At 57.8% G+C, this 21,866-nt stretch carries 22 protein-coding genes; 12 read left to right on the top strand and 10 right to left on the bottom strand.

All coding sequences use genetic code 11. The features are described 5' to 3' along the window. Positions 1-121: 121 nt before the first annotated feature. Positions 122-904, top strand: coding sequence for a FadR/GntR family transcriptional regulator (locus AC2FIB_RS21760; protein ID WP_058274083.1), 783 nt, complete (start codon positions 122-124; stop codon positions 902-904). Positions 905-924: 20 nt separating this feature from the next. Here AC2FIB_RS21760 and AC2FIB_RS21755 read toward each other — a convergent pair whose 3' ends face one another. Genes AC2FIB_RS21755 through AC2FIB_RS21730 form a run of 6 tightly spaced genes read right to left on the bottom strand, consistent with a single transcriptional unit; the run spans position 925 to position 5,657 of the window. Further along, a complete protein-coding gene (locus AC2FIB_RS21755) occupies positions 925-1,737 on the bottom strand; it encodes a TonB family protein (RefSeq protein ID WP_496737718.1) in 813 nt (270 codons plus the stop codon). Continuing rightward, entirely contained in the window at positions 1,734-2,129 is a 396-nt protein-coding gene (locus tag AC2FIB_RS21750) for an ExbD/TolR family protein (protein ID WP_496737719.1), read from the bottom strand. The genes AC2FIB_RS21755 and AC2FIB_RS21750 overlap by 4 nt, the downstream gene beginning before the upstream one ends. Beyond that, a complete protein-coding gene (locus tag AC2FIB_RS21745; RefSeq protein ID WP_496737720.1) occupies positions 2,126-2,497 on the bottom strand; it encodes a biopolymer transporter ExbD in 372 nt (123 codons plus the stop codon). Before AC2FIB_RS21745 ends, AC2FIB_RS21750 begins: the two co-directional genes overlap by 4 nt. Then, a complete protein-coding gene (locus AC2FIB_RS21740; protein ID WP_496737721.1) occupies positions 2,487-3,131 on the bottom strand; it encodes a MotA/TolQ/ExbB proton channel family protein in 645 nt (214 codons plus the stop codon). Before AC2FIB_RS21740 ends, AC2FIB_RS21745 begins: the two co-directional genes overlap by 11 nt. A 28-nt stretch (positions 3,132-3,159) precedes the next feature. Beyond that, a complete protein-coding gene (locus AC2FIB_RS21735; protein WP_109313888.1) occupies positions 3,160-3,606 on the bottom strand; it encodes a hypothetical protein in 447 nt (148 codons plus the stop codon). A gap of 20 nt (positions 3,607-3,626) precedes the next feature. Then, on the bottom strand, positions 3,627-5,657 hold the full coding sequence (locus AC2FIB_RS21730; protein WP_496842708.1) for a TonB-dependent receptor domain-containing protein: 2,031 nt from the start codon (positions 5,655-5,657) through the stop codon (positions 3,627-3,629). A 233-nt stretch (positions 5,658-5,890) separates the two neighbouring features. Between AC2FIB_RS21730 and AC2FIB_RS21725 the strand changes: the two genes are divergently transcribed. From AC2FIB_RS21725 to AC2FIB_RS21710, 4 genes are read left to right on the top strand one after another with little or no spacing between them, the layout of a single operon-like run. Then, positions 5,891-6,946, top strand: a complete 1,056-nt coding sequence (locus AC2FIB_RS21725) for a hemin-degrading factor (RefSeq protein ID WP_496737723.1) — start codon at positions 5,891-5,893, stop codon at positions 6,944-6,946. Further along, the gene (locus AC2FIB_RS21720) at positions 6,946-7,821 is read left to right on the top strand and encodes a heme/hemin ABC transporter substrate-binding protein (protein ID WP_496737724.1); all 876 of its coding nucleotides are present in this window, start codon (positions 6,946-6,948) and stop codon (positions 7,819-7,821) included. Before AC2FIB_RS21725 ends, AC2FIB_RS21720 begins: the two co-directional genes overlap by 1 nt. Then, entirely contained in the window at positions 7,818-8,894 is a 1,077-nt protein-coding gene (locus tag AC2FIB_RS21715; protein WP_496737725.1) for a FecCD family ABC transporter permease, read from the top strand. The genes AC2FIB_RS21720 and AC2FIB_RS21715 overlap by 4 nt, the downstream gene beginning before the upstream one ends. Positions 8,895-8,897: 3 nt before the next feature. Then, complete coding sequence (locus AC2FIB_RS21710; protein WP_496737726.1) at positions 8,898-9,674, top strand: heme ABC transporter ATP-binding protein; 777 nt, start codon at positions 8,898-8,900, stop codon at positions 9,672-9,674. A 62-nt stretch (positions 9,675-9,736) separates the two neighbouring features. On the opposite strand, the gene AC2FIB_RS21705 is transcribed toward AC2FIB_RS21710, so the two are convergent. Next, on the bottom strand, positions 9,737-10,339 hold the full coding sequence (locus AC2FIB_RS21705) for a TetR/AcrR family transcriptional regulator (protein WP_496737727.1): 603 nt from the start codon (positions 10,337-10,339) through the stop codon (positions 9,737-9,739). Positions 10,340-10,479: 140 nt separating this feature from the next. On the opposite strand from AC2FIB_RS21705, the gene AC2FIB_RS21700 reads away from it, so the two are divergent. The 6 genes from AC2FIB_RS21700 (at position 10,480) to AC2FIB_RS21675 (ending at position 17,995) form a co-directional block, all read left to right on the top strand. Further along, on the top strand, positions 10,480-10,944 hold the full coding sequence (locus tag AC2FIB_RS21700) for a (2Fe-2S)-binding protein (RefSeq protein WP_496723593.1): 465 nt from the start codon (positions 10,480-10,482) through the stop codon (positions 10,942-10,944). A gap of 3 nt (positions 10,945-10,947) precedes the next feature. Then, a complete protein-coding gene (locus tag AC2FIB_RS21695) occupies positions 10,948-13,134 on the top strand; it encodes a xanthine dehydrogenase family protein molybdopterin-binding subunit (protein ID WP_496737728.1) in 2,187 nt (728 codons plus the stop codon). Positions 13,135-13,264: 130 nt separating this feature from the next. Continuing rightward, positions 13,265-14,584, top strand: coding sequence for a glutamine synthetase family protein (locus AC2FIB_RS21690; protein ID WP_496842707.1), 1,320 nt, complete (start codon positions 13,265-13,267; stop codon positions 14,582-14,584). Between the two features lie 59 nt (positions 14,585-14,643). Further along, positions 14,644-15,324, top strand: a complete 681-nt coding sequence (locus AC2FIB_RS21685) for a type 1 glutamine amidotransferase (RefSeq protein ID WP_496737730.1) — start codon at positions 14,644-14,646, stop codon at positions 15,322-15,324. Then, positions 15,324-16,682: a glutamine synthetase family protein gene (locus tag AC2FIB_RS21680; protein WP_496737731.1), complete on the top strand. Its 1,359-nt coding sequence runs from the start codon at positions 15,324-15,326 to the stop codon at positions 16,680-16,682. The genes AC2FIB_RS21685 and AC2FIB_RS21680 overlap by 1 nt, the downstream gene beginning before the upstream one ends. A gap of 8 nt (positions 16,683-16,690) precedes the next feature. Continuing rightward, positions 16,691-17,995, top strand: a complete 1,305-nt coding sequence (locus tag AC2FIB_RS21675; RefSeq protein ID WP_496842706.1) for an NAD(P)/FAD-dependent oxidoreductase — start codon at positions 16,691-16,693, stop codon at positions 17,993-17,995. Between the two features lie 2 nt (positions 17,996-17,997). Here AC2FIB_RS21675 and AC2FIB_RS21670 read toward each other — a convergent pair whose 3' ends face one another. Continuing rightward, entirely contained in the window at positions 17,998-18,942 is a 945-nt protein-coding gene (locus AC2FIB_RS21670) for a formylglycine-generating enzyme family protein (protein WP_496737733.1), read from the bottom strand. Between the two features lie 250 nt (positions 18,943-19,192). Here AC2FIB_RS21670 and AC2FIB_RS21665 point away from each other — a divergent pair, with 250 nt between their 5' ends. Then, positions 19,193-20,407: a DegT/DnrJ/EryC1/StrS family aminotransferase gene (locus tag AC2FIB_RS21665; protein ID WP_496737734.1), complete on the top strand. Its 1,215-nt coding sequence runs from the start codon at positions 19,193-19,195 to the stop codon at positions 20,405-20,407. Between the two features lie 6 nt (positions 20,408-20,413). On the opposite strand, the gene AC2FIB_RS21660 is transcribed toward AC2FIB_RS21665, so the two are convergent. Both AC2FIB_RS21660 and phaR read right to left on the bottom strand, forming a co-directional pair. Next, positions 20,414-21,172 (bottom strand): trypsin-like serine peptidase, encoded by a 759-nt coding sequence (locus AC2FIB_RS21660; RefSeq protein ID WP_496737735.1) that lies wholly within the window; start codon positions 21,170-21,172, stop codon positions 20,414-20,416. 11 nt (positions 21,173-21,183) lie between these two features. Further along, entirely contained in the window at positions 21,184-21,738 is a 555-nt protein-coding gene (phaR, locus tag AC2FIB_RS21655) for a polyhydroxyalkanoate synthesis repressor PhaR (protein WP_496723607.1), read from the bottom strand. Between the last annotated feature and the right edge of the window lie 128 nt (positions 21,739-21,866).

Below are 21,866 nucleotides of genomic sequence, written 5' to 3'. Positions count from 1 at the left end.
AATTGAACTCTAAATAATCCGAGAGGTTTCCCCACAAAATCAGGCATTGAAAAACACACACTCAAAGGTTACTTTTATTTACCAAAGGGGTTCTGAATCTTCTTCAGAAGGGTAAACCACGATGAACACGACAGCGATTTTCGAACCAATCGGGCACGAATCACTCTCGGATGCAGTGGTGGCTCAGATTGAAGACCTGATTGCTTCGGGCATCCTCAAGCAGGGTCGCAAGCTGCCATCGGAACGCGATCTGGCGGAAACCCTGCGCGTCTCCCGCCCCAAACTGCGAGAGGCGCTGGCGGTTCTTGAAGAACGGGGCCTGGTGACGACACAGCATGGTGAAGGCACATTTGTAGCTGCGTTGACAGGCAGCGCCATGCTCCCTGCCCTGTTGGCACTGTACGAACGCCATGAGCCCGCGTTTTTCGACTATCTCGAATACAGGCGTGAACAGGAAGGCTTTGCCGCCAAACTCGCCGCGCGACGGGCGACCAAAGCCGATAAGGAACGGATCACGGATATCCTGGCCGAGGATGAACGCGCCTGGCACGAGAAGGATGCATTGGCCTCACGTGAGGCTGATTTTGCACTGCACGCCGCAATTGTGGACGCTAGCCAAAACGCGACGCTCATTCACATGATGGCGTCTATCTACGAGCTCACACGGCAAGGCGTGTTCTACAATCGTGATTTTCTGAAGACCATCGACGGCACGGGCAAGCTGCTGATGGAGCAGCATCGCGAACTGGGAATGGCGGTCATCGCAGGCAACGAAGCACGCGCGGAAAAGGCTGCGTATGACCACATCGACTTTGTAGAAGAGTCCTTCAAGCTTGGCATTGAAAGACGCCGCCGTGAGGCAATGGCCGAAAAGCGCCGCCTTCTGTCTGATTCAAAACTCTGATCGGGCAGCGCAAGTCATTCTTACTTTCCAACGATCTCAATCATGTAATCACGACGGGCTGCGGCTGGTGGTGGCTGAAACGGCGCTGCCGCGCGTACCTGGGCAAGTGCCACCTGATCCAGTCGTTTCGACCCCGAGCTGCGTTTGACGGTGACACTGACCAGCGCCCCATTGTCACCAATCCGAAAACTCACCAGCACCGCACCACGAATATTGACGCTCTTTCGTCGGGCACGAGTGATCTTTCGCATCACGTGGCCTCTGTAATTGCTGACCTCAGCGTTACCTTGCCCAGCCGCTACGGAACTTGTCTTTTTGGCCATCGCAGCGCCTTTGCTGGTTTTTCCCGATGCGTTGCCTTTTCTGGCGCTCTTTTCAGAATTGCCAGCCTGCGACGCAACCTGATCGACCTTTTGTTTGGTCGGGTCAGCCGGTTTCACGGCTGGGGTTTTCGCGACGGCTTCGGTCTCTGACGGCGCTGCTTCTTGCGCTTCGGCGGATGCTTGTCGATGGGTCACCGCGACCGCGGCTTTGGTGTTGGCGACAGTATGCTTGATCGCCCCGGGAACTGACGCCCGGACCTGTGAGGTTGGGCTGACCGCAGTTTGTTGCTGTGTCGGTGCGACGGTCGATTGATGTGCAGTAGCGGGTGCCGAGGCGGTGGCCCCCGTCACATAGTCCTTGAATGCATCCCCCAGCGCAGCAACCTCGCCCGACCCGCTACCTTCGACAAGCACCGGTTCACCTGCGGAAAAGTCATGCAGGGCAAGAACATGGGTGGCTGCGGCCAGCGCCAAAGCCGCAACAGCTACGCCACGAGATCTGGGTATCATTGCAAACCCATTTCTGTGACCACGTACACCCTTTTTGCACCCAACGCGCGCAAGACATCACTGACCTCTTTCAGCCGAACAGCAGGCAAAGCCCGGTCCGGCACAACGCGAACATCATCCAGCGGCAGGTTGATCGACGCGCGTTCCACATACGCCTCAACTCCAGTCAGTTCGGCACCCCGGTATTCCAGTGAACCATCGCTACGAATGACCAACGCGTCGGGTGGCTCACGACCGTCCAGATCACTGGTTTCCACCAGCTTCACCGATTTACTCAGCGGCGGTGCAAGCGTGCCTGCGATCATGAAAAAGATGAGCATCAGAAAGACGACATTGATCAGTGCGATCGTTGGCTCTCGACCTTGTTTTGCCTTGCGTTTGAGTTGAATCATCCGATCACCTGTGCGTGCAAATGGTCGATGCCTTTCAGCACCGAAAGCAAATCAATCAGCTGTTGCGAAGTCGCGCTCTGTCCAAGACTGATCAACGCGGTCTGAGGCTTATCGGTCGCCATCACCATGGCCATGTCTTCGAACGCGGCAAGCGTGCCATCAACCAAAATACGGTCGGCCTCAAGTTTGACAAAGCGGATCACCTGATCAGTTTCCGCACCTCCGGCAGCGGCGGTGGCAAATTCGATTTCGCCATACTTGGAGAACGTCGACGTCAGCATGAAGAACAGCAACAGCAAAAAGATGACGTCAATCAAGGACGTCATCGACAAGCGCTTGCGCCGTCTTCTGCGGACGTTAAGTGCCATGGGCGAAAACCTTTTGCGGGGTTTGATCAGCCACCGGCGCGTCCTCAGCATAGCCCGGTGCAAACACGGTTCTCAAAGCGCGGTTGGCAAAGGTACGCTCTCGGTTCATGCGTGCCTCGAACCACGTCAGGACCATTGATGTCGGCATAGCGACCGCAAGGCCGGCAGCGGTCGTCAACAGGGCCACCCAAATACCACCGGCCAGCAGCGATGGATCAACAGAATTGCCCGCGCCCTGAAGGGTTTGGAACGCCTCGATCATGCCCAATACGGTCCCGAAAAGCCCCAGAAGCGGCGCAAGTTGGGCGACCATATCCAAGACGTTGAACCCTTGCTCAAGTTGGGCAAACCGCGCTTCGGCCTCGGCGTCGGTACGTTCTGACAAGGTGCGATTCTCTCCAGACAAAGCCATCGCGATCACCGGCGCCAAGTAGCTGCGGCTATTGCCCAGATGCGCCGTTGTCTCGGCAAGGTTCCTGCGATCCCAGGCCTGAATGGCGCGCGAAAGCTCAATATGACGACCGACACCTGCGGCGCGAAACTGCCAAAGCTTGTACAGAACCAACGAAAGTGTTGCGATTGAGGTCACGATCAGGATGGCAACAACCGGCCCGCCCAATTCCAGAATTTCCATTATTTTTCTTATTACTGCGTCCATAACCTCACCCGATCACTTCCGTTTCAAGGCGACTTGTGAGCGTAAGCCCGGACATGCAGGCATCGGCCATGTCAGATTGTGTCACGCATTCCTGCACGCCGTTGATCAGTATTCGGCTGATCTGATCGCAAGCCATGTCGTTGAACTGGAACTGCCGCACACGGGGCTTGCCCGCAGGCAATTCGGCAAAATCAAGTAGTGTCAGAAGGGCCACCTGACCTTCAGCGCCGAAAAGAACGGTCTCATAAACCGCGCCATCGATATCGATGCCATAGGTATTTTCAGCGACAAAGCTCAGCAAACAGCTTTCGCCCTTTGTCTCGGCACTGCTGAGTTCGATTGATACGCCGCTGGGTTTTTGCGTTTCCTCTGCGCTGGCAATCCCTGCCCCCAAAACTGGGAGCAGGGTCAGCAGGACCACCCGAGCATTTCTTTTGATTGTTGTCTGCATGACTGGTCCTTTCGTGTGGATCAGAAGGTTTTGGCCAGGGTCAGCTTGAAGTTCCGGCCCGGTGAGTTGCGGGTCGAAAGGTTCGGCAGATAGTTCTTGTCAAAGATGTTCTCGACGCCTGCGCGAACTTCGAAACCCTGAAATACGCCTTCCTGTGGCAGATAGGTCGCGCGCAGGGTGTTCACGCCATAACCCGCGACCGGATCTCCGCTGGAGTCGGTGCCGGATTTTGCCCCGAACAGCTCCCAGCTGACGTCCAGAGTTTCGCCAAAGCGTTTGCCGACTGTTACCCGCGCTGAGTCTGTCGGCTCGTTCCGCCATGGTGAGTCCACGCCAAGCGAGCTGGTTTCAGTCCCTTTGACGATGTTTGCGTTGAAGTCGACATAGTATCCAGCCGCGCTGGCATAAGATGCCTCGATTTCAACGCCCTTGGTTTCAACTTCCTGCAGTGGGCGGGAAGGACTGCCCGATACATAAGACGTGATGTCCCAAAGATCTGTCTTATAGAAATTGACCTTGGCACGAACCACATCGCCCGCAGCAAAAACATCGCCACGGTTATACGAGAAGCCCGCTTCCCATGTGCGCGACTTTTCAGGCTGCGTCATGTATGCTGGCGTGCCAAGATCGTCGATGATTGGCAGGTTTTCCGTGTATGCACCGCTGCCGAACACGGCAAAGCCGCTGGCAAATTCGTACCTTGCAGACAAACCGCCCATCAGCGCGTTGTTGTCATAGCTTTCATTGCGCGGAGCCGGTGCATCACCGTCGCCTTTGATGTCCTGCGTCTCGTACCGGATCGCCGGAGTGATGGTCAGCTGATCGCCGATCTGAATATCGTCCACGGCAAACAGTGCGACACGACGATCGGTACCACCGGGGGCCGAGGGCGCGTCCAGACGCTCGCGATTGATGAATTCGATCCCGGCGCGCAGGTCGTGCGAGGCGACGCCGGTTTGGAAGTACGACGTATTCTTGATCGTCAGCTTCGTGGTTTCATAGCTGTGCGTCGCGTCAGCCAGCCCACGAATGCTTGGGAAGAATGGCGTTCCTTCCAGGCTTGAGGACCCGGGCACGTAAGAGCTGTCAATCTCCTGCTCCGAGTAGCTGAGGTTCACGTCCAGATCGATTAGGTCGTTGCCCGCCGGACGGTATTGATACCGCAGAATGCCGATTTTCGTTTCGATATCGCGGTCTACGTTGCCAAATGAATCCGATGTCGTGCCGAACGAGTCATACGGAACATCGCGTTCTTCCGACGTCGACTGATTATAGGACGCGGTGATCGAGTGTTCGAGGTCGTCACCAAAGCTGTATTTACCCTTTGCCAGAAGCGACGGCAGCGTGAAGGCACTGTTACCGATCGTATCGCCATTGCCGTCCTTCTGATCGTCCTGATCACGGTAGGTGTAGTTAAACAGGAATTCGGTCTGGCGGTTTGGCTGCCAGGCTAGGATGGACGACGAGGCAAAGCCGTTCCCGTTGGAATACCCTTCCAGCGTTTGACGGAACCGGAAGCCGGGCTCACCACCGGTGAAATCTGACGCGTCTTTGGTTTCCAACTGAACCACGCCGCCTACGACACCCGAACCGTATTCGAACGACCCCACAGTGCCGCGAATGACTGAGACGCTTTTATATAGCTGCGGATCAGTGAACAACTGATTGCCGATCCGATACAACTCCTCCGCGCCGGTTGTAGCCCCATCGACAAGGATCAGCACTTTCTGGTCGGTCCCAAAGGTGCCGTTGGCACCGAACCCACGGATATTGATCCCCGACCCTTGCGGTGTCGAGCCATTGACCAGCGTCACACCGGGCACCGTGTCAATCAGTTCTGCGACGGTGTTGGCCTGACGGTCGTTGATCTCTTCCTGATCGATATTGGTGACCGGCACGGCGGTATCCGTTTGGATTTCCCGTTTGCTTTCACCCAATTCCAGCGTGCCCAGGAAGCCTTCATTCTGTTCCTGCGCCGAAGCACCAGAGGCTACCATGCTCAGGCACGACACCGTACCAAGCAACCCCATCTTTTGAATACGCGAACGCATTTCTGTCCCTTCGAAATTTTAAGAGGACCGGAAATGCTTGCTCCGCGCTGGCTTGGTCAGTCTTTTATGATTTTTGGAATCGCCTTTTTTGGCGACTTGTGCTCGTTAATAAAGTTGACTAAAACAGTCAACATAAATTCCTGGTCGTCCGTACGACCGCCGCCAGCAGTACACCGCGTTCAACGGTGGCCGTGCCAGCCCGACACCCATGACAATCGAAGATGGAAAAACCCATGACGGAACAGGTGCTTCTGGCCCCGGATCAAATTCGTGCAGCCTATGCTAAAAACACCGGAAAACGTGACCGCGATTTGGCGGAATCACTTGGAATAACCGAAGGTCAACTCGTTGCGGCGTTTGCGGGTATCGACGTAACGCGGCTTTCGGCAAGCCTTGATGACATCTTCCCGATGCTCAACGGGCTGGGTGAGGTCATGGCGCTGACGCGCAACCTCTCTTGCGTTATCGAAAAGGTCGGGCAATACGGCAACTACCACTCCGGTGCCCATGCTTCGATGGTTCTGACCGAAGAGATTGACCTGCGCATGTTCCCCGGCCAATGGGTCCACGCCTTTGCCATCGAACGTGAAACGGACAAAGGAACAAAGCGATCCCTTCAGGTTTTTGATGCCGCCGGGGATGCGGTACACAAGATCTTTCTGCGCGATGGATCTGTCCTGAACCACTGGGACGAACTTGTCAGCAAATTGCAGGCGGATGACCAGTCCCAGACGCTGAGTGTCGAGCCGCGAAAGCCAACCGAGGCCGCCAAAATGAATACCGACAAGGTCGAACTTCTGCGATCCGAATGGGCCAAGATGACGGATACACACCAGTTCCTGCGCCTAACCTCAAAGCTGAAGATGAACCGATTGGGTGCCTACCGCGTCGCTGGTGGACCGCTGGTTCGCGCGCTGGAACCGGCAACGGTTTCCCAGATGTTCGAACAGGTCCGGGACCAAGGGCTTGAAATCATGGTCTTTGTCGGAAACCGGGGGTGCATCGAAATTCACGGTGGGTCGGTTGAGACGCTTAAACAGATGGGTCCGTGGTTCAACGTGCTTGATCCGCGCTTCAATTTGCACCTGCGCTCAGACCATATTGCCGAGGTTTGGGCCGTGACCAAACCCACCCAACGCGGACCCGCCGTTTCAGTTGAGGCGTTCGATGCCGGAGGTGGTCTTATTCTGCAGATATTTGGTCGCCGTTCAGGCGAAAACGATCACCGCCCGGCCTGGGACCAACTGGTGGCAGGCCTGCAATCCAAAAAAGAAACCGAGGTGGCGTGATGAGCCCCCTTTGCAGGTTTTCATCGGTCGTCGCGTTAGCCAGCGCGGTGATCGGAACAGCGGCCTTCGCAGCAGATGAGCCAGAACCCAACCGCATCATCGCCATCGGCAGTTCCGTGACAGAGATCGTCTATGCCCTGGGTCAGCAGGACCGCCTTGTTGGGCGGGACCGGACCTCGACCTACCCGGTTGATGTGCTGGACCTGCCCGATGTCGGCTATATACGTGCGCTGTCCCCCGAAGGGGTCTTGTCGGTGAAACCTGACCTGATTGTGGCGCTGGAAGGATCAGGCCCACCCGAAGCGGTAGAGGTCCTCAAAGAGGCCGGTGTGCCCTTCGTCTCGATCAGTGAAGACTATTCACGCGACGGCGTGGTGGAAAAAATCCGGGCTGTCGGGGCCGCCCTGGGTGTCGAAGAGGCCGCCGAAGAACTTGCTACTCAGACCGGTGCCAAGATTGACGGGGCCCATTCGAATGCAGTTGATGCTTCGGTGGGCGGCACACCCCGCGTTCTGTTTGTCCTGTCGGCTCAGGATAATCGCATCATGGTTGGCGGCGCGGACACACAGGCAGACAGTATCATTCGTCTGGCTGGCGGCGTGAACGCGGCTGGCAACGTATCGGGTTTTAAACCCATGACACCCGAAGCGATCGCCACAACCGCGCCGGACGTGATTCTGATGATGGATCGACAAGGCAACCACATCACCGCCAATGAAGACCTGTTTGCCATGCCAGCCATCAAGCTGACGCCCGCTGGACAGAAAAAACGTCTGATCCGCATGCAGGGTGCCTATCTGCTGGGCTTTGGCCCCCGAACGGCCGAGGCGATTGCTGATCTGTCGTCGGAGCTGCAGAGAATAAACGGCTCATGACCCTTACAATGGATCACGATGGGCTCAACGTGGCTGCCCACGACCGCCGAGTGACGGCGCGCTGGGTCACTCTGGCTCTTATGGCGCTGTTGATCATCACCAGCATCTGTAGCATCTCGGTCGGCGCGTCGGACGCATCCGTTCGCGCAGCATTCGTAGACCTGATTGCAGGACGGGACATGTCGGACCTCGACCGGATCGTCCTGTGGGATATCCGCCTGCCCCGGCTGGCGATGGGGGTTCTGGTCGGCGCCGCTTTGGCGGTTTCCGGCGTGGTGATGCAGGGCCTGTTTCGCAACCCTTTGGCAGACCCCGGAATTGTGGGCGTCAGCGCAGGTGCCGGTCTGGGCGCGATTTCCGCGATCATCCTCGGTGCGTACCTGCCCGCCTCCATCTTAGTCTGGGCCGGCAACAGCCTGGTCGCCGTGGCGGCATTTCTGGGCGGGTGGACGTCCGTCTTGCTGCTCTATCGCGTTTCAACACGAGGCGGGCAGACATCGGTCGCAACCATGCTGTTGGCAGGGATCGCGTTGGGTGCGCTGTCGGGCGCTGTGTCCGGGATTCTGGTCTACATGGCCGATGACCAACAGCTGCGCGACCTGACGTTCTGGGGCATGGGCTCGCTGGCCGGCGCAACATGGACCAAAGCAGCCACCGCCACTCCGATCATCTTGATTTCCGTGTTCACGGCCCAGTTCCTTGCCCGCGCGCTGAACGGTATGGCGATGGGCGAAGCAGTGGCGCACCACATGGGAATCCCCGTTCAGCGCAGCAAGAACATCGCCATTCTGGCCGTGGCCGGCGCGACCGGAGCCGCCGTCGCAGTCTCCGGAGGCATTGGTTTCATCGGTATCGTTGTGCCACATCTGCTGCGGTTGGCGACCGGACCGGACCACCACCGCCTGTTGATGAACTCGGCCCTATTAGGGGCTAGCTTACTGCTGTGTGCAGACATGATCAGTCGCCTGATCGTGGCGCCGGCCGAACTGCCGATTGGCATCGTAACTGCAATCTTAGGCGCACCGGTCTTCCTGTGGATTCTGCTGCGGCGTCACGGAACAATGGGAATGTAAGTGATGAAGGGCGAAAACATACACGTCAAACTCGGCCGTAAAGAGATTCTCCACGGCGTGGACTTTGACGCAGAACCCGGAAAAGTCACAGCCATCATCGGCCCGAATGGCTCGGGAAAATCTACGTTACTCAAAGCCTTATCAGGCGAACTTGAATCTTATGGAGAGATTTCTCTGAACGGGCACAGCATTTCCGAGCTGAAGCCTTGGCAACTGGCTGCAATGCGCGGGGTTCTACCGCAATCGTCAACCGTTGCCTTTCCCTTCACTGTGCTCGAGATCGTCCGACTGGGCCTTGCAAACGGGCTGGCTGCAGCGGATGACAGCCTGCCTTCCCGCGCGCTGGCTCATGTCGACCTCGCTAGGTTTGAGCACCGGTCTTACCAGAACCTTTCGGGTGGTGAGCAGCAACGAGTTCAGCTTGCCCGCGTTCTGACCCAAGTCTGGGACGCGACATACCACGATCAACCCAGATGGCTGTTGCTGGACGAACCCGTTGCAAGCCTGGACATTGCGCATCAGTTCACTGTGCTGGGTGTTGCAAGAAACTTCGCCACACAAGGCGGTGGCGTTGTTGTGGTTATGCACGACCTGAACCTGACGGCGCTGTTTGCCGATTATGTGTATGTAATGTCGGAAGGATCTGTTTGGGGCTCAGGCACACCAACTGCGATCCTGAACGACCAGACGATGCTGCAGGTCTATGGTATCGACTTGCCGGTCAGCACCCTTCCTAAGGCTCAAGTTCCGTTCATTCTACCGCAGGCCATGACGGCTTAAGAACAATACTGTGGCGGGCATTTTCTTCAGACTTAGATGCCCGCCCCGCCGTTGCATTGAACCTAGACGCCGTAGCGACTGAGGATCATGGCGACGCTGCTTTCTATGGTCGCGGTCATCTCGGCTTCATTCAGAACATTACCAGTGAAAACCATGGGCCAGAAAGCTCTGGACTTGATCAGGCCGATGAATTCCTGTCCCGCCTGTTCGGGGTTTTCGATCCGTAACTGCCCGTCTTCGGCTGCATCCCTCAGCATCTCGATAAAGATCGCTGTTTTGTCCAGTTTGCCTTGCGCAGCGGCAGCAAGATCAGGGTTGCGCAGGGTTTCGCTGATCACCATCCGCGCCATCGCCATCACTTCGGGCAGCATCAGAATGCGCCCCTCGGCCCAGGCCAGATCGGTCAGCTGTTTACGAATGTCGCGCCCTTTTTCATAGCGGATGTCCCGAACGGCCGCGAACCGGTTGGACAGTTCCAACACGATGGATCTAAACAGGTTTTCCTTGCTTTCAAAGTACTTGTACAGCGTGCGCTTGGACACTTCGGCCTGCGCAGAAATGCGATCCATGCTGGCAGCGGCGAACCCTTTTTCTTGGAATTCCGCTACGGCCGCTTCGATGATCTGGGCATGTTTGGACGCATTCGGCGCTGTGCATTCGTTCATATTTTAAAGCTATAGACCCATTGACAGATCAAGGTCAAACACTACGTAAACTCACCAGTTTACACGCGCGGGTTTCTGGCCTAGTGTAAACCCGCCAGTTTACCGACTCAGGTAACCAGCCCAACACGGAGAGCCCCCTCATGGCATTGACTTTGAAACTGAACGGCGAGACCCACACGGTCGACGCCGAACCCGGCACGCCCCTGCTCTGGGTGATCCGGGATGAACTTAAGCTGACCGGAACAAAATTCGGCTGCGGCGTCGCATCCTGTGGCGCGTGCACCGTGCATCTGAACGGCGAGCCTGTGCGCTCGTGCCAGACTTATATCGAAGATGTCGAAGATGCCGAGATCACTACAATCGAGGCGGTTGGAGACGACAAAATCGGCGCGGCTGTTCAGCAAGCCTGGGTCGAGCTGGACGTGGTCCAGTGCGGCTATTGCCAGTCGGGTCAGGTGATGTCGGCGGTTGGACTATTGTCCGAAAACCCCAAACCCAGCATCGAAGAGATTGACGATTACATGCATGGCAACGCCTGCCGTTGCGCCACCTATCAACGCATTCGCGCCGGCATCCAGCGCGCATCTGAAATTTTGGAGGCCTGATCCATGACCATCAACACCTCCCGCCGTGGATTTCTGAAAGGTGCCGCTGCTGCCGGTGCCGTCCTGCTGGTTGGCGCACGCCCTGATGGGGCGCTGGCGGCTGCTTCGTCAGAGACCGCTCAATTCAACCCGTTCGTGAAGATCGATGCAGATGGCACTGTAACAGCCATCGTAAAACACTTTGAAAAGGGCCAAGGTCCAGCTACCGGCCTGCCGACGCTGATCGCCGAGGAAATCGGCCTGACCATGGACCAGATCGAATACGAATTCGCGCCGTCCAACCCGCAGGTCTATAACAACCTGCTGTTCGGCCCCTTCCAGGGCACCGGCGGATCGACCGCAATGGCAAATTCGTGGATGCAATACCGTCAGGCAGGTGCGGCAGCGCGTGAGATGCTGATCAATGCCGCTGCGCAAAGCTGGGGCGTGGACGCATCCGGCATCACCATTGAGGAAGGTATCGTCAAGGCAGGCGACAAATCGGCCCCAATCGCTGAATTCGTGGCCGCGGCCTCTCAACTGGAGGCCCCGACCGAGCCGCGCCTAAAAGACCCGTCAGAGTTCCGTCTGATCGGAAACGAAACGGTGCGCCGCAAGGATTCGGCCATCAAGGGCAACGGTCAGGCAATGTACGCGATGGACGTCCATCTGCCGAACCAGATGGTCGCCATGATCAAGCGCCCTGAATCGAAAGGCGGTATTGCCAACGGATTTGACGACAGCGCGTCAAAAGACGTCAAAGGATTTATCAGCGCCGCGGTTCTTCCAAATCAGGCAGGCGTCGCGGTTTATGCCGAAAACACCTGGGCCGCCATTCAGGCGCGCGACGCGCTTGAGGTAGACTGGGACATGTCCGGATCTGAGACCCGCGACTCGGACCAGATCAAGGCCGAAATCATGGCCGCTCTGGACGCCGAAGCCGCGTATAACGTGAACAAGGCGGATGTCGCAGCGGTGGCCGCGGCCATTGATAGCGCGGACAAGGTCGTTGAAAAGACCTTCTATTTCCCGCTTTTGGCACATGCCCCGATGGAACCGTTGAACTGCACAATCGAGCAAACTGCCGAAGGTGACATTGTCCTGCACGATGGTGCCCAGATGCCGACCGGCCCGCATATGGCCTATCAGCAGATCTTCCAACTGCCGCCAGAAAAGATTCACATCAAAACAATGCTGGCCGGCGGATCCTTTGGACGGCGGGCGACGCCAGATGCGGATTATCAGGTTGAGGCTGCGCTGGCCTTTGTGGTCACCGACCGCTCGCGCCCGGTCAAACTGGTGTGGACCCGCGAAGATGATATCCGCAGCGGTTACTACCGCCCCGCCTTCGGCCACAGGGTTCGCGTTGGCCTGGACGCCGATGGCAAAATCGTCGGCTGGCAGCATCAGGTCGCCGGTCAGTCGGTCATCAAGGGCACACCGTTTGAAGCCGTCGCGGTACATGACGGCGTCGACCACAGCTCTGTCGAGGGCATTGCCGACAGCCCGTATGACATCCCCGGAATGGCCTTGGGTTTAACCGATACCCCCAAGGCAACAACGGTTCTTTGGTGGCGCTCGGTGGGGCACACGCACACCGGGTATGTCATGGAGACAATGATGGATACCGTGGCCGAGGCTGCGGGTCGTGACCCGGTAGAATTCCGTCTGTCCCATCTGGCGGACACCAATAATGCGGATCAGCAACGCAAGGCAGAAGTTCTGAAGCTGGCTGTTGAGAAGGCCGGTTGGGGTAATGCTCCTGCGGGTCGCGCACAAGGTATCGCGGTGCATAAATCCTTTGGGTCTTATGCCGCACAGGTTGTTGAGGTGTCCGGTGATCCGGAAAACGGCATCAAGATCGAGAAGGTCACATGCGCCGTGGATTGCGGGATTGCCGTGAACCCCGACGTGGTGCGCGCGCAGATGGAAGGCGGTATCGGATATGGTATCGGCCACGTCATGCGTGATCAGATCACGCTGACCCAAGGCGCCGTGGATCAGTACAACTTCCCTGATTATGAACCGCTGCGCATCGGCGATATTGCCGAGATTGACGTTCATATCGTGCCTTCCGCCGAAGCCCCCACTGGTGTTGGAGAACCCGGCACGCCGCCTTCGGCCCCCGCGCTGGCCAATGCGATCCGGGCGCTTTCTGGCGTGAAAGTCACCACTCTGCCGATGGTAGAAAACGGCGTCAGCTTCGTCTGACGACCAACCCCGCGCCTGTCCCACTGGACGAGCGCGGGGTTTTTCTCAGTCAAAGAAAATTTGATCAAATTTCGTGACAACAGGTCACTCCTCTATTACACCTCGGGTAGCCAGAGTAATGGAGTCAGTGATGGATCTGAGCGCCTTGCACAGTTTTCGCGTTGCCGCATGTGACCTGAATGGTCAGATGCGAGGCAAGCGTGTGCCGCCCTCTTACACCGACAAGCTGGACAAAGGCACGCTGCGCATGCCGTTTTCAGCATTGAATGTCGACCTGTGGGGCGCGGATATCGACGGCAGCCCGCTGGTTTTCGAATCCGGCGACGCAGACGGCGTCCTGCTTCCGACCGAGCGCGGCCCAGTGCCTGTGCCTTGGCTGGAAACGGAAACCGCCCTTGTCCCCATGTGCCTGTATGACGACGAAGGCACCCCGTTTGCTGGCGACCCCAGGCATGCACTTGCCTCTGTCCTTGATCGCTATGCACAGCGCGGCTGGTCGGTCATTGCGGCGACAGAGCTGGAGTTCACCTTGCTAGACGCCTCGGGTGCGTATCCGCAGCCGCCGGTCAATCCTGTGACCCGGCGACGGCTGGAGGATGAGGCAGTCCTGTCGATGGCCGAAATGGATGCCTTCGATGCGTTCTTCACCGACCTTTATGACGGGTGCGCTGCGATGGATATTCCCGCGCAAACCGCCATCTCGGAAAGCGGTATTGGCCAGTTCGAAATCAACCTGAATCACCAAAACGCCATGCGCTGTGCCGATGATACATGGCTTTTCAAGGTCTTGGTGCGTGGCCTTGCCCGCAAACACGGGTTCACCGCAACCTTCATGGCGAAACCCTACGCCGATGACGCTGGCAACGGGATGCATGTACATTTCTCGGTCGTGGACCAACACGGCCGAAACGTTTTCGATAATGGCGGCCCCGAAGGCACCGATCTACTGCGTTGGGCAGTGGCGGGATGCCTGACCGTGATGCCCGGATGTACGCTTGTCTTTGCGCCGCACGGGAATTCATACACGCGCCTGGTCCCGGGCGCGCACGCCCCGACCGGTGCGTGCTGGGCCTATGAAAACCGCACTGCCGCTGTGCGCATTCCCGGTGGTGCTTCGGCCGCGCGGCGGATCGAACACCGCGTCGCCGGTGGGGACATCAACCCCTATCTGATGTTGGCCGCTGTTCTGGGGGCCGCTATGAACGGCATCGAAGATCAGTCGGAACCGCCTGCCCCGATTTCGGGCAATGCCTATGAGGTCGACGGGCTGCCGCAATTGGCTGCCGACTGGACCCAAGCCATTGCAGCATTCGAAACAGACCCCAATGTCGCGCGCATCTTTCCGGCCGACCTGATCCGCTATTTCGCCATGACCAAGCGACAGGAAATCAAGCGGTTCGCCGAGCGTCCATCCGAAAACCATTGGCTGAGTTATGTCGAAGCCGTATGAGCCCCCTTGCCCGCCCGCATCCGCTGGGCTAGAATAAATTTGATCAAATTTGGTGACCCATGAAAATCGGCATCCTACTGACCGGCCATCCACCTGATGAACTGCAGGACAAATTCAGCGAATATGACGCGATGTTTGCCGCGCTGCTGGACGGCAACGGTTTTACCTACGAAACCTTCGCCGTTGTAGACGGCCAATTCCCCAAGGACGCGTTTCAGGCTGATGGCTGGATCATCACCGGCTCGCGCCATGGCGCGTATGAAGATCATGCGTGGATACCACCGCTCGAAGATCTGATCCGCGCCATTCAACGCAGCGGCCGTCCGCTGATCGGTGTGTGCTTTGGCCACCAGATCATCGCGCAGGCGCTTGGCGGCAAAGTCGAAAAATTCACCGGTGGCTGGGCCGTCGGGCGCACCGAATATGACTTGGAAGGCCAGTCCATTACCCTGAATGCCTGGCATCAGGATCAGGTGGTTGAGCTGCCCGAAGGCGCGCGTGTGATCGGCACCAACGACTTTTGCCGCAATGCGATGGTAAGTTATGGCGACAACATCTGGACCGTGCAGGCCCACCCGGAATACGGCGATGCCTTTATCCAGGGCCTGATGGAAACGCGCGGCAAGGGTGTTGTTCCCGACCCGTTGATGGAAGCTGCCGCTAACCGGCTGCCCGGCCCCGACGACAACTCGACCATCGGACGGCACATGGCAGAATTTCTGAAGAAAGAGAGGGCCTGATGGCCGACTGGACAGACCAGCTGCCAGAAGCAGCAAGAACCTATATTTCCGGCCACCGGCTGGATGAGGTCGAATGCATCATTTCGGATTTGCCGGGCATTGCGCGCGGCAAGGCCGTACCTGCCAGCAAGTTCGCGCGGCAGACTTATTTCCACCTGCCCGACAGCATCTTTTATCAAACCATCACCGGCGATTGGGGCGAAGCAGCCGGTGAGGACGGGTTCATCGAACGGGACATGATCCTGAAACCTGATTTCTCGACCGTATCTGCCGCGCCATGGACGGGTGACTGGACATTGCAGGTTATTCACGACGCCTATGACCGGGACGACAACCCGATCCCTTTCAGCCCGCGAAATGTTCTGAAACGCGTCGTGCAGCTGTATCACGACAAGGGATGGAAACCGGTCGTAGCACCGGAAATGGAGTTCTTTCTGGTCGCCCCCAATGTCGACCCGGCACAGGGCATCAAACCGATGATGGGCCGTTCGGGTCGTCCGGCAGCCGCGCGGCAGGCCTATTCGATGACCGCGGTGGACGAGTTCGGACCTGTAATCGACGACATCTATGATTTCGCCGAGCATCAAGGGTTCGAAATTGACGGCATCACGCAGGAAGGTGGCGCGGGTCAGCTAGAGATTAACCTGCGCCATGGCGACCCGGTCAAACTGGCCGACGAAGTGTTCTACTTCAAACGTCTGATCCGCGAGGCCGCGCTGCGCCACAACTGCTTTGCCACGTTCATGGCAAAACCGATCGAGGATGAGCCGGGCTCGGCCATGCACATCCACCACTCGATTATCGACATGGAAACAGGCCAGAACATCTTTTCCGGTCCACAGGGCGGTGAAACGGACGCGTTCTACAATTTCATCGCCGGGCTGCAGAACCACCTGCCAGCTGGCCTGGCCGTGATGGCCCCATACGTTAATTCCTACCGCCGTTATGTGAAAGATCACGCCGCGCCGATCAATCTGGAATGGGCGCGCGACAACCGTACCACCGGCATTCGCGTGCCCTTGTCCGGCCCCGAGGCACGCCGCGTGGAAAACCGGATCGCAGGGATGGATTGCAACCCTTATCTGGGCATCGCGCTGTCCCTGGCCTGTGGTTATCTGGGCCTGACCCGGCAAGAACGCCCGCGCCGCCAATTCTATGGTGATGCCTATGAGGGCGAAGGTGACATCCCGCAAGTGATGGGCAACGCATTGGACCTGTTTGATGAGGCTACTGCCTTGCACGAAGTTCTGGGCCCTGAGTTCGCCCGCGTCTATGGCATCGTCAAACGGGCCGAATACGAGGAATTCCTGCAGGTCATCTCTCCGTGGGAGCGCGAGCATCTGCTGATGAATGTCTGAGGCACCCGATGAACCTGCTTTATTCCAATGACCGCAAGGCCGAATACCCGGCCAGCTGGTACGCTGCGACGGCCAATCCGGTGGACCGCTTCCCCGCGCTGTCCGGCGATGTGAAGGCTGATGTTTGCATCGTGGGCGGCGGGTATACCGGCCTGTCCGCAGCGTTGCATCTGGCCGAAGCAGGGTTCGACGTTGTCCTGCTCGAGGCGCACCGCGTTGGCTTTGGGGCATCAGGCCGCAATGGCGGGCAACTGGGCAGCGCACAGCGGATGGATCAGGAAGACCTCGAGCGACTGGTCGGCGATGATGACGCCGCCAAGCTGTGGGACCTGGCCGAAGACGCAAAAGATCTGGTCAAATCCCTGATCGCGAAGCACCAGATCGACTGTGACCTGAAACCCGGCGTGGCCGTTCTGGGCCTCAGCCAAAGTGAGCAGCAAGAGCTTCATGATCACGCGGCACATCTGTCCGACCGCTATGGTTACGACCAGATCAAGGTTCTGGACGAAGGCGCAGGTCAGGCATTGTGTCCTTCGCCCTCTTATCGGGGCGGCTATCTGGATATGGGCGCGGCGCATCTGCACCCGCTGAATTTTGCGTTGGGGCTGGCTCAGGCAGCGGACAAAGCCGGCGTACGCATCTGTGAAAGCACCGAGGTTCTGGGCGTCGAAGAAGCCACACCAGCCGTTGTGAAATCCGCACACGGCAAGGTGACGGCAGACCACGTTATACTGGCCTGCAACGGATATCTCGGCGATCTGAACCGCAAGGTGGCCACCAAGGTCATGCCCATCAACAACTTCATCGCCGCGACCGAGCCTTTGGGCGTGGATGCCGCCCGCGTCCTGACAAAAGACGTCGCCGTGGCCGACACCAAGTTCGTGGTGAATTACTTCCGCCTCAGCGCCGATGGTCGTCTACTGTTTGGTGGTGGGGAGAGCTACGGTTATCGTTTCCCTACCGACATCGCCGCGACCGTTCGCAAACCCATGACCGAGATTTTCCCGCACTTACAAGATGTAAAGATCGACTACGCTTGGGGCGGCACTCTGGCCATCACAATGCGCCGAATGCCGTATCTGGCGCGGTTCGCGCCCAATATCCTGTCCGCGTCGGGTTATTCCGGGCACGGGGTCGGCACGGCCACGCATGCGGGTCAACTGATGGCGCTGGCCATCCAGGGGCAAGCCGAAGGGTTTAACACAATGGCCCGCGTCCCCGCCCTGCCCTTTCCCGGAGGGCCCGCGCTGCGTAGCCCGCTGCTGGTGCTTGCGATGACATGGTTTGCGTTGCGGGACCGGTTGGGGGTGTGACGCTAAGGCGCTTGCTTGAACTCTCTCAAAACGCGGAATCCCGCCAAAGTCGATCGGGTATCCCGCAAGGCTCTCCCCCGATTGGCAACACGAGAAGCGTCCATGGCAAAGGGATATGCTCCGCCTCGGCTCACTATTTTCGCGCACGGCGTTTCGAGAGCCATTTCCAGATAGCGGCTGGATGTGTCCCACCCCGCATAAGTGTCGGTCCAGCAGGATATCATAAACTCGGCCACATTGCCTGACATGTGGCGCATTCCCCACACATTTGCGGCATCCAATTGATCTACAGGCACAGGCGTGCCACGCGAAACAAGGTCGGGCCGCTCTTCGCCCAGCATGATCTCGGTTGCGCTGCCCAGAAAGTTCACCTGATCCGTGGTGACTTCTTCACCCTGCGCAAAGGGCGTCTGCGTTCCGGCGCGGGCGGCGTATTCCCACTCTGCCTCGGTCGGCAGGCGGTAGACGTCCATCCCGACCTTACTGTTCAGCCAATCGGTGTAAGAAACCGCATCCAGATAAGAGACCGTGATAACGGGATGGTTGCCCCTGACCTTTGCGCGCTTCGAGTTGGGTAGCCGAATAAAGTCCTGCGGCTCGTACCCGCCGCAGCCGTCATCCTGCACGCAGGCCATCCACTGATCATAGGTGATCTCGTTGCAGCCCATTGCGACTGGCATGTCAATCGTGACATTATGGACCGGCCCCTCATGAAACGCGATATAGGGGTTGTCGGGCGTGACGGGTATCCAGTTGCCAGCTTCATCAAACTTGACGTTCTGCTTTGACTCTCCCGGAGGCCCACCCATCAGAAACTCGCCCAAAGGCAGCACGATCATCTCAGGGCAAACATCGCATTCCTGAAACATCTCGAGCGGCGCGACTTCGGTTCCATCCGAGAGAACATATTGGGCGTGTGCGACTGTTGCGAACGAGGATATCGCCAACAGCCTTGTCAAAGGTCTGAATATCAAATCTGTGGTCCAACCCGTGAATAACAAAAGCAGAGTTAAACCAATCGCACCTTACTTTCGCGTCGGCTGCAAGACCAAAAGCTGGCCGGTCGAAGCTCCGTAATCCCTCAGAGCATCCGAATTTGACAGATCGGTGAAATTTCGCCTTAGGGGCGATTGAAGGGTTGGATTGCTGAAAAAATAGCTTTATCTTTCCCAAAGATAGAATTTGGGAAAATCAAATATGACGCTTCCGCCAAACGTTCATGCCGCCGAACCCATCCCCCCAGCAGCAAAAGAAGCCATCGACGCCCTGATGCAGTCAGGCGATCTGTTTCGCTATACCGCGCCGCAGGACGCGCCGGTTGCCTTGCTTGAGGCCGAATTTGCCAAATTGCTGGGCAGTAAATATGCCCTGGCGGTATCCTCCTGCTCGGCCGCTCTGTTCCTGTCCCTCAAAGCGCTCGGCCTGTCGCGGGATGCGCGGGTATTGATCCCCGGTTTCACCTTCGCCGCCGTTCCGTCTTCGGTCGTGCACGCAGACTGCATTCCGGTGCTGTGCGAAGTCGGTGAAAACTATCGCATCGACATGGCCGATTTCGAGGCCAAGCTGGACGGCGTTCATGCCGTGATCATCAGCCATATGCGCGGCCACACCTCGGACATGGATGCCATCATGGCGCTGTGTGACGCACGCGACATCCCTGTGATCGAGGACGCGGCGCACTCGCTAGGCACAACCTGGCACGGGCGCAATATCGGCACGATCGGCAAGATCGGCTGTTTCTCGTTCCAGTCCTACAAGATGATTAACGCGGGCGAAGGCGGTATTCTGATCACCGACGACGCCGATCTGGTGGCGCAAGCCGTGATCATGTCGGGCGCGTATGAACATAACTGGAAGAAGCACAAGGGACCGCAAGGCGACAACTCGCCCGAGTTGGAGCAGGCATTTGCCCGCTGGCAGAACCAATTGCCGCTCTATAATTTGCGGATGAGCAATCTCAGCGCTGCGGTGATCCGGCCACAAATCCCGGAACTTGCGCGTCGTGTGCGTGACGGCCTGTCCAACCACGACTATGTTTCAGACCGGTTGAATACATCGCCCCATATCGACGTCCCTGCCCCTCTGGAGCCCGAACGCCGGGCACCGGATTCCATACAGTTCAACCTGGTGGGCATGGACGACAACGATATCCGCGCCTTCGCTACGGCGGCTGAGGCGCGGGGCGTCAAGGTTCAGGTCTTTGGCCTGAGCCAGGACAACGCCCGCGCATTCTGGAACTGGCAATTCCTGCCGGAAAAGTTCGAGCTACCGCAAACCCGCGCAATGCTAATGAAGGCCTGCGATGTCCGACTGCCTGTGCGCCTGACGCGCGAAGAGCTGGATGTGATTTCGGATATCCTGCTGGCGTCTGTGGGCGAGGTTACAGGCCCGGTTCCGGTGTACGGAACCTGACGGCGACTAGGGTCCAAGGTCAAAAAGATCGACCAGCAGAAACAGTGCTGTGATCCCCTTGGGGGTTGTAGCCACGCGGGATAGGATGCCGACAACCTGCAATCCAGTGTCCATCTCGACCAACAAAGGCGCGCCAGAATCCCCCATCATGACAGGACATGTCGCCAGCAAAACCCCGCTTGAATGGCGGTGCGGCTGGCAGGTCTTTGTCTTGCTCAGCACATGGGGTCGGATACCCGGATACCCCGCAACAAATGTTTCAGTCGCGCCATCGTCCGCTAGGGGCAGATAGCCGACCTGCTTCCCAATCGGCGCACTGAGTTCGAGAACCGCCCAATCCAGGTCTGCCCTGTCATCAAACCGGCCTTCAACGCCCTGTTCGGGATGGAGCCGATACCCTTTCACGCCTGAAACCGCAGCGGTTTCTCCGCGCTGATAACCGGCGGCAAAACGGATGCTTGAGGGGGGAATCCACCGCTGACGCGGTTTGTTGTACAAGCAATGCGCGGCGGTCAGGACAAGGTTGTCCGAAACAAGAACACCGGTGCAGTGAGACTTCTGATCCCGACTGGCAAAATTAACACGCCCAATCGCGCGCCATGGGGGCTGATCGGCCGCAAGAATTTCGCGTGCACGAATCGCGTCACATCCGGCTTCGGCCCGTGTCCCCAATGTACAAACTTGGGTCCACTGGTCCGAGAAAACACCTTGCGACAACGCGGGTTGCATCCAAAGTAGCGTGATACTCAGGATCAACCAGCGCATTTTGGGCCGCGTCAGTTGAGCTTGGACAGCTTTTGCTGCAGTTCCGCCAACTGTTTTTTGATGTCGTCCAAATCTTCCTTGGGCTCGGATTTGGCGTCATCGTCTTTGTCCGGGCCGGACCATCCGCCGGACAGACCACCTGTCATGGCTTTCAGGAATGCTTGCTGCTGCGCCTGAATTGCATCGAATCCCGGCATCTGAGACATCGGATTCATCGCACTCATGTTTTCCATCATCTTGCTCTGGTTTTCCCGCAGCATCTCGAATGAGCTTTGCAGGAATTGCGGCATCACACCGCCACCCGGCAACATGTAGCTGCGCACCAGATCGTTCAACACATTGACCGGCAGCACATTTTCGCCGCGGCTTTCGTGTTCAGCAATAATTTGCAGCAGATATTGCCGCGTCAGATCGTCACCAGATTTAAGGTCAATGATCTGCACTTCGCGCCCGTCCCGAATAAATGAAGCGATATCTTCAAGTGTGACGTAGTCGCTGGTCTCGGTGTTATACAGCCGACGGCTAGCATAACGTTTGATCAACAGTGGTTTTTCTTGTTCCGACACCGTTTACCCTCCCCAAGGATGATGCATTGCAGCAGAGATTATGCGAGCGCAGCACAAAAAGAAAGGGCAGGTCTTTCGACCTGCCCTGCGCGATAGCACCGATTGGGAGGAGTGGGTGCGCCTCGCGG

The sequence above is a fragment of the Ruegeria sp. YTSA072 genome (genome assembly GCF_059610285.1).
The sequence above is the reverse complement of the archived record's forward strand: the minus strand, read 5'-3'. Positions and strand labels throughout refer to the sequence as shown.

Excerpts from the sequence above, each read along its gene's own strand:
- AC2FIB_RS21715 (WP_496737725.1), top strand. The coding sequence starts at position 7,818 with ATGACCCTTACAATGGATCACGATGGGCTCAACGTGGCTGCCCACGAC.
- AC2FIB_RS21685 (WP_496737730.1), top strand. The coding sequence starts at position 14,644 with ATGAAAATCGGCATCCTACTGACCGGCCATCCACCTGATGAACTGCAG.
- AC2FIB_RS21700 (WP_496723593.1), top strand. The coding sequence starts at position 10,480 with ATGGCATTGACTTTGAAACTGAACGGCGAGACCCACACGGTCGACGCC.
- AC2FIB_RS21710 (WP_496737726.1), top strand. The coding sequence starts at position 8,898 with ATGAAGGGCGAAAACATACACGTCAAACTCGGCCGTAAAGAGATTCTC.
- AC2FIB_RS21750 (WP_496737719.1), bottom strand. The coding sequence starts at position 2,129 with ATGATTCAACTCAAACGCAAGGCAAAACAAGGTCGAGAGCCAACGATC.
- AC2FIB_RS21680 (WP_496737731.1), top strand. The coding sequence starts at position 15,324 with ATGGCCGACTGGACAGACCAGCTGCCAGAAGCAGCAAGAACCTATATT.
- AC2FIB_RS21760 (WP_058274083.1), top strand. The coding sequence starts at position 122 with ATGAACACGACAGCGATTTTCGAACCAATCGGGCACGAATCACTCTCG.
- AC2FIB_RS21660 (WP_496737735.1), bottom strand. The coding sequence starts at position 21,172 with ATGCGCTGGTTGATCCTGAGTATCACGCTACTTTGGATGCAACCCGCG.
- AC2FIB_RS21745 (WP_496737720.1), bottom strand. The coding sequence starts at position 2,497 with ATGGCACTTAACGTCCGCAGAAGACGGCGCAAGCGCTTGTCGATGACG.
- AC2FIB_RS21755 (WP_496737718.1), bottom strand. The coding sequence starts at position 1,737 with ATGATACCCAGATCTCGTGGCGTAGCTGTTGCGGCTTTGGCGCTGGCC.
- AC2FIB_RS21675 (WP_496842706.1), top strand. The coding sequence starts at position 16,691 with ATGAACCTGCTTTATTCCAATGACCGCAAGGCCGAATACCCGGCCAGC.
- AC2FIB_RS21690 (WP_496842707.1), top strand. The coding sequence starts at position 13,265 with ATGGATCTGAGCGCCTTGCACAGTTTTCGCGTTGCCGCATGTGACCTG.
- AC2FIB_RS21665 (WP_496737734.1), top strand. The coding sequence starts at position 19,193 with ATGACGCTTCCGCCAAACGTTCATGCCGCCGAACCCATCCCCCCAGCA.
- AC2FIB_RS21725 (WP_496737723.1), top strand. The coding sequence starts at position 5,891 with ATGACGGAACAGGTGCTTCTGGCCCCGGATCAAATTCGTGCAGCCTAT.
- AC2FIB_RS21735 (WP_109313888.1), bottom strand. The coding sequence starts at position 3,606 with ATGCAGACAACAATCAAAAGAAATGCTCGGGTGGTCCTGCTGACCCTG.
- AC2FIB_RS21740 (WP_496737721.1), bottom strand. The coding sequence starts at position 3,131 with ATGGAAATTCTGGAATTGGGCGGGCCGGTTGTTGCCATCCTGATCGTG.
- AC2FIB_RS21720 (WP_496737724.1), top strand. The coding sequence starts at position 6,946 with ATGAGCCCCCTTTGCAGGTTTTCATCGGTCGTCGCGTTAGCCAGCGCG.
- AC2FIB_RS21695 (WP_496737728.1), top strand. The coding sequence starts at position 10,948 with ATGACCATCAACACCTCCCGCCGTGGATTTCTGAAAGGTGCCGCTGCT.
- AC2FIB_RS21730 (WP_496842708.1), bottom strand. The coding sequence starts at position 5,657 with ATGCGTTCGCGTATTCAAAAGATGGGGTTGCTTGGTACGGTGTCGTGC.
- AC2FIB_RS21705 (WP_496737727.1), bottom strand. The coding sequence starts at position 10,339 with ATGAACGAATGCACAGCGCCGAATGCGTCCAAACATGCCCAGATCATC.